At 64.8% G+C, this 12,428-nt stretch carries 11 protein-coding genes; 7 read left to right on the top strand and 4 right to left on the bottom strand.

The window, feature by feature from the left end:
- Positions 1-873 precede the first annotated feature (873 nt).
- Entirely contained in the window at positions 874-1,602 is a 729-nt protein-coding gene (locus tag C0456_RS17320; protein ID WP_291054794.1) for a hypothetical protein, read from the top strand.
- 15 nt (positions 1,603-1,617) lie between these two features.
- On the opposite strand, the gene C0456_RS17315 is transcribed toward C0456_RS17320, so the two are convergent.
- Positions 1,618-3,072, bottom strand: a complete 1,455-nt coding sequence (locus C0456_RS17315) for an NAD-dependent succinate-semialdehyde dehydrogenase (protein ID WP_367179309.1) — start codon at positions 3,070-3,072, stop codon at positions 1,618-1,620.
- A 205-nt stretch (positions 3,073-3,277) separates the two neighbouring features.
- On the opposite strand from C0456_RS17315, the gene C0456_RS17310 reads away from it, so the two are divergent.
- The 3 genes from C0456_RS17310 to C0456_RS17300 are packed head-to-tail and all read left to right on the top strand — an operon-like array spanning position 3,278 to position 6,005.
- A complete protein-coding gene (locus C0456_RS17310) occupies positions 3,278-4,429 on the top strand; it encodes a CoA transferase (RefSeq protein ID WP_291054788.1) in 1,152 nt (383 codons plus the stop codon).
- A complete protein-coding gene (locus tag C0456_RS17305) occupies positions 4,422-4,823 on the top strand; it encodes a PaaI family thioesterase (protein WP_291054785.1) in 402 nt (133 codons plus the stop codon). Before C0456_RS17310 ends, C0456_RS17305 begins: the two co-directional genes overlap by 8 nt.
- Positions 4,824-4,835: 12 nt before the next feature.
- Positions 4,836-6,005 (top strand): CoA transferase, encoded by a 1,170-nt coding sequence (locus C0456_RS17300; RefSeq protein WP_291054782.1) that lies wholly within the window; start codon positions 4,836-4,838, stop codon positions 6,003-6,005.
- A 262-nt stretch (positions 6,006-6,267) separates the two neighbouring features.
- On the opposite strand, the gene C0456_RS17295 is transcribed toward C0456_RS17300, so the two are convergent.
- Entirely contained in the window at positions 6,268-7,533 is a 1,266-nt protein-coding gene (locus tag C0456_RS17295) for an acetyl-CoA hydrolase/transferase C-terminal domain-containing protein (protein ID WP_291054779.1), read from the bottom strand.
- Between the two features lie 75 nt (positions 7,534-7,608).
- Positions 7,609-8,637 carry an alcohol dehydrogenase catalytic domain-containing protein gene (locus C0456_RS17290; RefSeq protein ID WP_291054776.1) on the bottom strand — a complete coding sequence of 343 codons (1,029 nt, stop codon included), beginning with the start codon at positions 8,635-8,637 and terminating at the stop codon, positions 7,609-7,611.
- Positions 8,638-8,797: 160 nt separating this feature from the next.
- Here C0456_RS17290 and C0456_RS17285 point away from each other — a divergent pair, with 160 nt between their 5' ends.
- The 3 genes from C0456_RS17285 to C0456_RS17275 all read left to right on the top strand — a co-directional run bounded on the left by C0456_RS17285 (position 8,798) and on the right by C0456_RS17275 (position 11,726).
- Positions 8,798-9,481 carry a response regulator gene (locus tag C0456_RS17285; protein ID WP_291054772.1) on the top strand — a complete coding sequence of 228 codons (684 nt, stop codon included), beginning with the start codon at positions 8,798-8,800 and terminating at the stop codon, positions 9,479-9,481.
- Positions 9,468-10,832, top strand: coding sequence for an ATP-binding protein (locus C0456_RS17280; protein WP_291054769.1), 1,365 nt, complete (start codon positions 9,468-9,470; stop codon positions 10,830-10,832). Before C0456_RS17285 ends, C0456_RS17280 begins: the two co-directional genes overlap by 14 nt.
- A gap of 72 nt (positions 10,833-10,904) precedes the next feature.
- On the top strand, positions 10,905-11,726 hold the full coding sequence (locus C0456_RS17275; RefSeq protein WP_291054766.1) for an SDR family NAD(P)-dependent oxidoreductase: 822 nt from the start codon (positions 10,905-10,907) through the stop codon (positions 11,724-11,726).
- A 57-nt stretch (positions 11,727-11,783) separates the two neighbouring features.
- Here the strand turns inward: C0456_RS17275 and C0456_RS17270 are convergent, their stop codons facing one another.
- Positions 11,784-12,419, bottom strand: coding sequence for a peroxiredoxin (locus C0456_RS17270; protein ID WP_291054763.1), 636 nt, complete (start codon positions 12,417-12,419; stop codon positions 11,784-11,786).
- Positions 12,420-12,428: the final 9 nt, after the last annotated feature.

The raw sequence follows: 12,428 nt of genomic DNA, 5'->3' as shown, positions 1-12,428 counted from the left end.
TGACCGAGATCAGGAGCGTTCTGAGTTCCTTGTCCTGACGTTTGAAGATCCAGCGCAGCTGCAGCCAGAGGTATGGCCAGAAGACTGGCAATACATGAGCATAAAGGCGGGCGGCGATCTGGGGTGACATGGGGCGGAGTATACCTCCGCTCCCGGAGGGGGTGGATGAAATTTCTGGAAATCGCGGTTTTGCTGCAGGTTCAGCGGGAAATTTGTTGGACAAGCGTGCCCGCTCTATCCTTCGACTTCGCTCAGGATGAGCTTCGAGAGGTTGCTCCCTCACCTCCCATTGCTGCGCAATGGGCCCCTCCTCTCCCACTTCGCGGGAGAGGGGTTAAGCGTTGTGCTCGCGGTGAAGTCCCAACCCCTCTCCCTCTGGGAGAGGAGGGGCCCGCGCCCAAAGGGCGTGGGAGGTGAGGGCTGCGGGGTTGGAGGATTTTTCCGGAAAACTCCAACGGGACTCCAAAAAACTCCAACCGCATGTGCGGACCGAAGGAGGGGGGTGGTTTGCCGTTAACGGGTCCCACATCTTTCATGAGGATTATGTTGCCGGTTGTGCAGGCATTGGGAACTGCACCTATGGTGGGGGCCAGCAGGTGATTGCAAGGGTGACGCGCAAGTTCTGATCCGTAAGCTGAATGCGCGTTGCATGATCTCGTTCATCCCATGGGGGATGCCGGAGCGCCGCTTTGTTCCGTGCAAGCCTGAGGGGGCACGGCTCACGAATATAAAAAACACACATCCGGTATTTGATGGACAACGGACGGTTTCATCTGCCGGCGACATTTTCTGAAGCAGGAGCGACAGAGACAGGCTGAGGCGGCCGCCACCGCCCTGGAAAACATAACGCATACGTCTACTGGAGAACTGTAAATGCCGCTTACACGCACATTGATACTGTCTGCAGCTACCGTGATGGCCGGTGGGTCATTGCACGCTGAGGCTGGGGAGAAACGCGTATTCATGGATGTGGGCGCCGTTTCGGCGCTGCATGATCGCGGAGAACAGCTTGCCCGCGAAACGCTGGGATTTGGCGCCGGGGTCGAGTTTGATGTTCAGGAGGCCATCGTCTACGGAGCTTTTTCCCGGATTTTGCCGGTGGGCGACCAGCAGGCGGCGTTCGATGACGAGGCCGATTATACCCTGGGCGTTGCCTGGAGCCAGCATGGCTACAGCGCGGACTTTTCCGCCAACTGGCTGACCTATCCGGGGGAAGAGACAGAGGCGAGCCTGGAAATGGTGGGCGCCGTGACGTTGGAGGCGCCGTTCGCGCCCACGCTGATTGGCTTTTACGACGCCGATCTGAAGGATTGGGGGCTTGAATTTGCCGCCGGGCCGGAATGGGAGCTGGGCAACTGGACTCTGGCCGCCATCGGCCGGGCCGGATTTGTGCAGCCCAGCGAGGACGCAGCCCACCGGTCTTATGCCGGCATCGAACTGGCGGCGGCGCGGCCGGTTTCGAAGTCTGTGGAGTTCGGCTTTTTCGCGCGGGCCGATACGGCCGATGAAGCGTCCTTCGCGCACCGGTTCGAGAATGGCGAGGTGACGTCCTTCCGCAATTCGGGTGTTGCTGCGGGCATCAGCTTCGCCATTATCCGCTGACGCGGCGGCCGGGCCTCAGCCGAGGCCGCCCATCAGCGTGTATTTGATGTCGAGATAGTCGCTGACGCCATATTTTGAGCCTTCCCGGCCAAAGCCGCTTTCCTTGCGGCCGCCGAAGGGGGCGATGGCGGTGGAGATGAGGCCCTCATTCATGCCGACGATGCCGTAGTCGAGCGCGGCGGAGACGCGGAAGGCGCGGGCGAGGTCTTTTGTGTAGGCATAGGCGGCGAGGCCGAATTCGGTGTCGTTGGCCATGGCGATGGCCTCGGCCTCATCGGTGAAGCGGAAAAGGGCGGCGACGGGGCCGAAGGTTTCTTCGCGCGCGATGCGGGCTGTTTTGGGCATTTCGAGCAGGATTGTGGGCTCAAAGAAGGTGCCGCCGAGAGCGTGGGGCTTGCCGCCGAGGGCTATGCGGGCGCCTTTCAGGAGGGCGTCTTCGATATGGGCTTTGACGGTATCGACGGCGCCTTCATTGATGAGGGGGCCCTGGTCGACGCCTTCGTCCATGCCGTTGCCGACATGGAGTTTTTTGACCGCTTCGGTGAGCTTTTTGGCGAAGGCATCATAGATGCTGTCCTGCACGAGGAAGCGGTTGGCGCAGACGCAGGTCTGGCCGGAATTGCGGAATTTGGACGCGATGGCCCCTTCCACCGCGGCGTCGAGGTCTGCGTCCTCGAAGACGAGGAAGGGGGCGTTGCCGCCAAGCTCGAGGCTGAGGCGTTTGAGGGTGGAGGCGCTTTGCTGCATCAGTTTTTTGCCGGTTTCGGTCGAGCCGGTGAAGCTGACCTTGCGGACCTTGGGGTTGCTGGTGAGTTCGCCACCGATGTCGCTGGCCGAGCCGGTTACGACCGAGAGGACGCCTGCGGGAATGCCCGCACGCTCGGCCAGCGCCGCCATGGCGAGGGCGGTGAGCGGGGTGGCGGAGGCGGGTTTGACGACCATTGTGCAGCCCACAGACAGCGCCGCGCCGGCCTTTCGGGCGATCATGGCGGCGGGGAAGTTCCAGGGCGTGATGGCGGCGGTGACGCCGACAGGTTCGTGGGTGACGAGGATGCGGGCGGAGGGGGTGTGGGTGGGGATGATGTCGCCATAGGTGCGGCGGGCTTCCTGGCTGAACCATTCGATGAAGGAGGCGGCGTAGGCGATTTCGCCTTTGGATTCTGTGAAGGATTTGCCCTGTTCGGCGGTCATGATCGCGGCGAGGTCGGCCTGGTTTTCCATAAGGAGATCAAACCACTGGCGCAGGATCTGGGCGCGCTTGTCCGCCAGGAGGCCGGCCCATTCGGGGAAGGCTTTGGCGGCGGCATCGATGGCGGCGCGGGTTTCATCGGCGCCCATTCTGGGGACGGCGGCGAGGCGGTCTCCGGTGGCGGGGTTTTTGACGTCGAACGTCTGGCCGGAGGCGGCGGAGGTCCATTTGCCGCCGATGAAGGCCTCACTTTTGAGGAGCGAGGAGTCCTTGAGTTTCAGGGGCATGGGGCGATCTCCGGGACGGGCTTATCCAACAGTCTGAGGCGGTTATAGTTCCCTGTGGGCTGCATTGCGACGTGCCGGGCTGACGCGCTGGCAGGTGGTGACGGGGCCGGTCAGGGCGGTTACACGGGGCAGGCAGATCGGGACAATCCGGGACACTTTTTGGACAATCCGGGACAAATCCGGACAGAAACGGACACGCATGAAACGCCCTCTCGACGGCATCCGCATCCTCTCGGTCGAGCAATACGCCGCTGGCCCCTATGGCACGCAGCTGCTGGCGGACCTTGGCGCGGAGGTGATCAAGATCGAGTGCCGGGAGCTGGGCGGGGATGTCTCGCGGGGGCTTGGGCCTTACTTCCTGGGCGAGGGGGACAGCGACTTTTTCCAGACTTTCTCGAAGGGGAAAAAGTCGGTTGACCTGGACCTGAAGGACGCGGGCGACCGGGAGGTGTTTCTGGGGCTGGTGAAGACCGCCGACGCCGTGGCCAATAATCTGCGCGGGGATCAGCCGGGGAAGCTGGGGATCGACTATCCGGCGCTGAAGGCGGTGAACCCCGCGATCGTGTGCGCGCACCTCTCTGCTTACGGGCGAGGTAATTCCCGGGCGGGCTGGCCGGGCTATGATTACCTGATGCAGGCAGAGGCAGGTTTCATGATGGTGACCGGGGAGCCGGAGGGGCCGCCGGTGCGGGCGGGGCTGTCGATCATCGACTTCCATACCGGGAGCCATCTGGCCGTCGCCTTGCTGGCGGGGATCGTCGGCGCGCAGCGCACGGGAGTGGGATGCGACATGGATGTGAGCCTCTTTGATACCGCCGTGCATCAGCTGTCCTACCCGGCGACCTGGTATCTCAACCGGGGGCATGAGACGCGGCGCCTGCCGCGCGGGAGCCACCCCTCGATTGCGCCGAGCCAGCTGGTGAAGACCGGCGATGGCTGGGGCCTCCTGATGTGCCAGACGCCGAAATTCTGGGACATTTTCTGTGAGCTGACCGGGGCGGGGCATCTGGCGGCTGATCCGCGCTTTGCCAGCATTGCCGAGCGGCACAGGCACCTTGACGCGCTGACGCCGCTGCTGGACGAACTGCTCAGCCAGCGGACGAGCGCGGAGTGGACGGCGCTGTTTGCGGGCCGTGTGCCGTTTGCGCCGGTTCTGGATGTGAAATCGGCGCTGGATAATCCGTATCTGGAGGAAATCTCGATGATCGAGACGGTGGCGCATGAGGCGCGCCCCGAGGGCGTGCGCACGGTGGCCTCGCCCTTCCGGGTGAATGGCGAGCGGCCGCAGGCGGCGCGCGCGCCGAAGCTGGGCGAGCAGGATGATGAGATATTGGGAGGAAGCCATGAGTGATGCCGCCCTGAAAGCGCTGGCGGCATCAATGCCGTTTGCGAAGGCGATTGGCCTGGAACTGGTCCGGGCGGACCGGGAGGCGGTGGTGGGCCGCGTGACCGTTGGCGCGGAGCATTGCACGGCGGGCGGCATTGCGCATGGCGGGTTCCTGATGACGCTCGCCGATTGTGTCGGCGCGATTGGCGCGTTCCTGAGCCTGCCGGCTGAGGCCAAGATGACCACGACGACCGAGAGCAAGACAAACCTGATTGCGGCGGCGCCTGTGGGGACGGTTCTTGTGGCAACTGCCGCGCCGGTAAGTGTTGGCCGCAGGCTTCAGGTCTGGCAGACGCGGATCGAAACGGAGGCGGGCAAGCTGGTCGCGCTGACCACCCAGTCTCAGATGAATTTGTAACAAGGACGACGCATGAAACTCGACGGTCTGAAAGTTCTCGATCTCTCGGCGTTTCTGCCGGGGCCGCACATGACGATGATGATGGCCGACCATGGCGCAGACGTGATCATGGTGGAGCCTGCCAATGGCGTGGGCGAGCCGGTACGCGAGATTGGCGAGCGGACGCCGGACGGGTGGAGCGTGTGGTTTCGCAATGTGGCGCGCGGCAAGCGGAGCCTGAAGCTGAACCTGAAAGACCCCGCCGGCGTCGAGCTTCTGCTGAAGCTCGCCGAGCAGGCCGATGTGTTTGTCGAGGCGTTCCGGCCGGGCGTGGTGACGCGGCTGGGCGTGGGATATGAGGCAGTGTCCGCGCGCAATCCGAAGATCGTTTACTGCTCCATCTCTGCCTTCGGGCAGACCGGGCAGCATGTGCAGAAGCCGGCGCATGACCTTGTGGTGCAGGCGATGACGGGGCTGATGGATCTGGGGCGGGGCCTCAGTGATGGGCAGCCGGCCGCGCCGGGCATTGCCTTTGCCGATGCGTCTTCCTCGCTGATGGCGCTGTCGGCGATCCTGATGGCGCTTTACCGCCGCGAGAAGACGGGCGAAGGCGATTATATCGACATGTCGATGTATGACGCCGCGATTGCCTGGACGCCGAATGTGCTGGGGCCGACCTTTGGCAAGGGTGTGGCGCCGGAGCCGAAAAAGATGCGCAGCTTTGGTGGGGCGGCGATGAATTCGATTTATCCGACCTCGGATGGCGGGTTCATCGTGATCGGCGGATCGGAAGTGAAGTTTGCCGAGAATTTGCTCACGGCGCTGGGGCGCGTGGACCTGCTGCCCTATGCGAAGATCCCTCCCGGCGACGAACAGGAACCGCTGAAGGCATTCTTTCGCGAGACCTTCGCCAGCAATACGCAGGCCCATTGGGAAGAATTCCTGGCGCCGGTGGATTGCTGCTGGGCGGCGGTGCGCAATCTGAAAGAGGCCTTCGATGATCCGTTCACGGCAGAGCGTGGGATGGTATTCACAGATGCCGAGGGCAACCGGCATGTTGGCCCGCCCATCCGCTTTGCCAAGGAGCCGCCCCGGCCGAACCCGAAGCTGGCAGAGTTTGGGGAGCATTCGGTGGAGATTGCGCGCGAGGCGGGGCTGAGCGCGGCGGAGGCGGAAGCGCTGAAGGGGCGGGGGGTTATTTGATCTGGCGTCATCCCGGAAGCCGCGGAGCGGCTGTCCGGGACCCAGAAATCCAACATTGCGCATGTCTCCCTGGGTCCCGGTCTTTGCCTGCGGCAAAACCGGGATGACGGGGGAGAGGTGGTGCCTCAAATGAGTAAAGGCCTTCGCTTTCAAGCAGATCACCGCTCATCCTGAGCGAAGTCGAAGGATGGCCAAGATGGGTTGACGGTGAGCCCCGGCTCGTCCTTCGACTTCGCTCAGGATGAGCCGTTCGAGAGGTGGGTTAAATCCGCCTACGCATCGCTTCCCACTCTTCGGCGAGCATCGGGCGGTGTTGCGGGTCTGCGATGGTGATCAGGGCTTCGGCGCGGGCGTCGATGCTTTTGCCGCGCAGGCGGGCGGTGCCGTATTCTGTGATGACGACATCCATATCCGTGCGCATGACGGTGACGGCATCGGGCGGCAGGCGGGGGACGATGCGGCTGATTTCGCCGCCTTTGGCGGTGGCCATCAGGGCGGTGATGGCGAGGCCGCCTTCGGAGAGGGCTGCGCCGCGCAGGAAATCGTTGAGGCCGCCCTGGCCGGCGACCTGGCGGCCATTGATGAATTCGGCATTCGCCTGGCCGAAGAGATCCACTTCGATCACGGAGTTTATCGCGCGAAGGCGCGGCACGGCAGCAAGCGCTGCGGCGAAATGGGTTTTCGAGACGGGGTGGAAGTGGACGCGGGGCTCGGTGGCCATCCGGTCGTAGAGGGCACGGGTGCCGGTGGCGACGCCGGTATCGACGCGCAGGGCGGGGTCTGCGTCCAGCATCCCCAGCACGGGGTCTGACACCATGCCGGAATGGATGCGCAGGCCGCGGCGGCCCTTGAGGGCAGAGAGGATCGCCTGCTGCACATTGCCGACGCCGAATTGCAGCGCGTCGCCTTCATCCACGAGGGCGGCGATATGGCGGGCGATGGTCTCGAAAGCGGGCGGCAGCGGGCCGCCGGGGAGTTCCAGAAGGGGGGACTCATCCTCCGCCAGCTGAGCAAATTGCGACAAAGGAACCTTTGGCGAATGGGGCGGGGCGGGCATGTGAGGATTGATGATGCCGAGAAGGGGCACGCCGCTGCGCGCGAGCATCAGGGGCGAGAAATCCGGACTGACGCCGAGGGAGACGTTGCCATCTGCATCTGGCGGGGAGACAAGGATGACGGCGCCATCAAGCGGCGTGGCGGCCATCCAGTGCCATGCCTGGCTGTAGGACAGGGGCAGGAAGCGCGTGCGGCCGGCCTCGAAGGAAGGGCGCTGGGCAGGGGGCAGGAAGAGGGTTTCGGCGCGGGCCTCATGATGGAAGCCGGCCCAGTCTGTCAGGTTCATCCCGGCGACCCAGGCGCCGAGGAAGGTGAGGCCGCTTGTCAGCTCCGGCTCTGCCGCAAAGAGGCGCGCGAGGCCGAGCGGCTCGCCGCTGGCGCCGCCGACATAGAGCCGGGCGCGCGCCGGAAGGCGGTGGCGGAACTGCTCGAAGGCATCGGCAAGGCTGGGATAGGGCAAGGGGGCGCTCACTGCGGTGACGGAAGCTTCCCTGTTAGCGGGCCTGCCGCGTCAATAGAAGCGCAAAGTCTGGCCGCTGGCCCGGCGTCAATCCCAGGGGGCGACCATCACCTTGCACTGATGGGTGCGATGGCGCAGCGCCTCGAAGGCGGCAGGCGCGTCTGCGAGCGAGACCGTTTCGGTGATCATGGCGCGGGGGGAAACGTGGCCTGCATCCAGCGCGTCGATACAGGTGCGGAACTCCGCCACATCATAGACGACCGAGAAGCGGATGTCGGCTTCCTTGGCGAGGCCGGTGAGCGGCATGAACGTGTCCGGCTGGATGCAGACGCCGAGTACGACGATGCGGCCGCCGGTGCGCACGCAGGCGAGGGCGCGCTGGATCATGCCGGTCTGGCCGACGCATTCGAGGACAATATCGGCTGGGCCGCCGAGCGCTTCGGCAGAGGCGGCGGCGAGGCTGGTATCATCGCTGGCAGCGATGAAGGCAGTGGCGCCCATGGCTTCGGCAAGGGGCTGGCGCCGGGTGGACGGGGCGGAGACGGCGACCCTGCTGGCGCCTGCGAGCTTTGCCCAATAGGCAGCGGCAAGGCCGATGGGGCCCGCCCCGATGACGAGGACGCGGTCGCCGGGCTGGACGCCGCCGCGCTTGACGCCGTGCAGGCCGACGGCAAGCGGTTCGACCAGGGCGCCATCATCGAGGGAGAGCGCGGCGGGAAGCGGCAGGCAGCTGCCCGCGCCCACCTTGACATATTCAGCATACCCTCCGGCGAGATCTTCCGTACCCGCATTGAGGCGCGTGGGGCAGTAATGCGGGTTGCCGGCCAGGCACGCCCGGCACTTGCCGCAGCCGATATAGGGCAGAGCGGTGACGCGCATCCCTTCCTTCAGGCCCTCCACGCCCTTGCCGAGGGCAACGATTTCGCCTGCAAATTCATGGCCGAGAACAACCGGGGGGCGGCAGGTCCAGATATTGTGCTCGGTGCGGTGGAGATCGGTGCCGCAGATGCCGCACCGGCCAACCTTGAGGACGACTTCCCCCTCGCCGGGCGTGGGATCGTCCACCGTTTCAAGTTGCAGCGGCTGACCAACGCCCCGGAAGACAAGTGCGCGCATGAAACGTCTCCGTCAAAATGATAGCCATAACTATTTTTGAGCGGCGCGCAGGGAATGTCAATGCAGGAGAGAGGCAACGTCTTGTTGTGGAGTGGCGCGGAATGTTTGAATGTCGGCAGCGGAGGGGATTTGTTGCAGGCGATACAGGGCGAGTGAACCGATGAGAGTGCTTCTGGTTGAGGACCATGCCAGCCTGGGGGAAAGCCTGCAGGCGGCCCTGGAGGGCAGCCGGTATGTGGTCGACTGGGTGCGCTCGATTGCCGGGGCGGAGACGGCGCTGGCGGCGACGCGCTATGACCTGATGCTGCTGGATCTGGGCCTGCCCGATGGCGACGGGGTGGACTTCCTGAAGAAATGCCGGCGCAGCGCGGTGGCCATTCCCATCCTCGTGCTGACGGCGCGCGGCGGGCTGAATGACCGGGTGGATGGGCTCGATGGCGGGGCGGATGATTATCTGGTGAAGCCGTTTGACCTGTCCGAAATGCTGTCGCGCTGCCGGGCGCTGCTGCGGCGGCCGGGGCATATGGAAAGCGATGTGATCGAACTGGCGGATGTGAGGCTGGAGCTGAGTTCGGGCGGCGTGCTGGTGCGCGGGCGCCCGGTGACGCTGCCGCGCCGGGAACATCAGCTGCTCGCCGCGCTGATGCGCAAGGCGGGGCGGGTCAGCTCGCGGCTCTATCTGGAAAACGCGCTCTATGATCAGAACACGCAGGCCGGGCCGAACGCGCTGGAGGCGGCCGTGTCGCGCCTGCGCTCGGTGCTGAAGGAGCACGGATCGGAAGTGTCGCTGCGCACCATAAGGGGTGTGGGCTATGTGCTGAGCGAGGGCGATGGTGGCGCCTAGCTCGAAATGGTCGCTGGAGGCGCGGCTGCGGCGGCGGCTGCTGGGGGTGAGCCTCGGCGTGGGGTTGCTGATGGTGGGGACCGTGGCGTTTGACTATGGCAGCGACGTGACCGACCTGCACCAGCGGCAGGTGCTGGAAATGGCCGAGAAACTGGCCAGCGCGTTCGAGGGGGCAATGCAGACCAGCGGTACGCTTGATCCGGATACGGTGCATAAGGATGGGATCTACGAGAAGTATCCGGAAGCGTATGGCTGGGCTCTGTCCGGGCCGGACGGGCAACCGATGGCGCAGTCTGCGTTCGACTGGTCGAGCATCCGGCGGCGGTCAGTTGCCGGGATTGACGAGTGGACGGTGCAGACGCAAGAGGGCTTCTGGCTGGCAGGCAAGGAGTTTGATTGCGGCGGACCAGAGGCCTGCCGTGTAGAGACGGTTGTGGCGAGCGACCCGGCCTTCCGGTTTTACCGGATGATCCTCACCGAGGTGACGGTGCATGTGCTGATCCCGCTGCTGCCCTTTGCCATTCTCAGTTTCTGGGCGGTGACGGGATTTGTGCGCCAGACGCTGCGGCCGCTGCGCGAGATTGCCGAGCAGGCGCGGGGCGTTTCGGAGTTCCGGGATATCCGCCCCCTGATCGTGGAGAACCCGCCGGACGAGGTGGTGGATCTGGTGCGGGCGCTGAATGGCAGCCTGGACCGGCTGGCCGCCGCCATGGAGCGCGAACGGGCGTTCATCCTGGACGCTTCTCACACGCTGCGCACGCCGCTGGCGGCGCTGAAGGCGCGGTTGCAGCAGGATGGCGGCCATGCTGACCTCGCCAAGCTGCGCCAGGACACCGACGCGCTGATCCGGCTGAGCATGCAGCTGCTGGCCCATGCGAATGCCGACCGGCTGAGCGTTCTGCCGGGGCGGGCGATAGATGTCTGTGATCTGATCATGGATATCGTGGTGCGGATGGAGCCGCTGGCGCGGCAGGCGGGCGTGGACCTCGGCTGTGAGGGCTGTGACGCGCCGGTGATGGCGGTGGCCGATCCCGATGCGCTGTCGATTGCGGTGATCAACCTGATCGAAAACGCCATCCAGCATTCGGCCGAAGGCGCGCCGATCACGGTGGCCCTGCTGCAGGAGCCGCTGCGGATTTCGGTAATCGATCAGGGCGCAGGCATTCCGGAAGGCAAGCTGAAGGAAGTGACCAAGCGGTTTGCGCGCGGCAGCGGCGGGCGCGGCCAGGGCGCGGGGCTCGGGCTGTCCATCGTCGAGCAAATCATGCGGGCGCATGGCGGCCGGCTGGAGCTGCGCCGGAATGCCGGGGCCGGGCTGACCGCGACGCTGCACTTTGCGACCGGCGCCTGACGCGCCCCGGCGTTTACATCCACAGCCGCCCCTGAAACACTTGGCGGCATATCAGCATTGGAGGAAATCGGCATGTTTGAAGGCAAGGTGTGGTGGATCACGGGGGCTTCGTCCGGCATTGGCGCGGCGCTGGCGCAGGCCCTGTCGGCAGCGGGCGCCAAGCTGATCCTGTCGGGCCGCAATATGGGCGCGCTGGAAGAGGTGAAGGCGGCGCTGGAAACCGACGCGCTGGTGCTGCCGTTTGAGGCAACCGACTATGCCGCCCTGCCGGGCGCAGTGGAGACGGCATGGGCCTGGGTGGGCCGTGTGGATGGCCTCGTCAACAATGCCGGCATCTCTCAGCGCTCCATGGCGGTCGATACGGTGTTTGACGTGTATCAGAAGATAATTGCGATTGATCTTCTGGCGCCGATTGCGCTGACGCAGGCGCTGCTGCCGAAGATGGTGAGCGCCGGCGGCGGGCAGATAGTGGCGATCTCCAGCGTGGCGGGCATTGCCGGGCCACCGCTGCGCAGCGCCTACAGCGCGGCCAAGGCAGGCCTGATTGGCTACAATGACAGCCTGCGCGCGGAGACGGCGCATCAGGGCATCAAGGTTCTGGTGGTGGCGCCGGGATCGGTGAAGACGAATGTGTCGAAGAATGCGCTGGACGGGTCGGCGACGGCGCGGGGTTTCAGCGATGCGGCCATCGATAATGGTATGCCTACGGAGGAAGCGGCACGGCGCATTCTGGAGGCGCTGAAAGGCGGCGTGCGAGAACTGGTGCTGGCCGAAGGCATGGAAGCGGAAATCGCGCGCCTGCGCCGGGCCGATCCGGACAAGCTGTTCGACCTGATGGCGCAGATGGTTGCCCAGGGCTACGCGCAGCAGATGGGCGTGAAGGAAAAGGGCTAGGCGGGGCGTCTCAAGGCGTAGGGCGCGGGGCCGCAATCGGCGACCCCGCGCAGCAGGCTAGGCGCCGGTGACGTCGGTATAGCGCAGGTAGGGCTTGATCGTTTCGAAGCCCTGCGGGAAGCGGGCTTTTGCTTCGTCATCCTTGACCGAAGGCGGAATGATCACGCGGTTGCCGGGCAGCCAGTCTGCAGGCGTTGCAATGCCATGTCTGTCACCGGTCTGGAGCGCATCGATGACGCGGAGGATTTCATCGAAATTGCGGCCGACATTCATGGGATAGGTCATGGTCAGCCGGATCTTGTGCTCCGGATCGATGATGAAGACCGACCGGACGGCCTGATTGTTGCTCTGTGCCGGGTGGATCATGTCATAGAGCTGGGAAATCTTCAGGTCCGGGTCGGCCACGATCGGGAAGGTGAGCGTGGTGTTCTGCGTCTCGTTGACATCGCCCACCCATTTGAGGTGTTCCTCGACCGTATCGGTCGAGAGGCCGAGCGGCTTGACATTGCGCTTATCGAACTCGGCGGCGAGTTGGGCGGTCCGGCCCATCTCGGTGGTGCAGACGGGGGTGAAGTCGGCCGGGTGGCTGAAGAAGAAGACCCAGCTGCCTTTGCCCCAGGCGTGGAGGGAAATCCGGCCAGCCGTCGTGTCGACTTCGAAGTCCGGGGCGATGTCGCCAATTCTGAGGGTCATGGGAGGTGT

Source organism: Hyphomonas sp. (assembly GCF_013823385.1).
Lineage (GTDB): Bacteria > Pseudomonadota > Alphaproteobacteria > Caulobacterales > Hyphomonadaceae > Hyphomonas.
The sequence above is the reverse complement of the archived record's forward strand: the minus strand, read 5'-3'. Positions and strand labels throughout refer to the sequence as shown.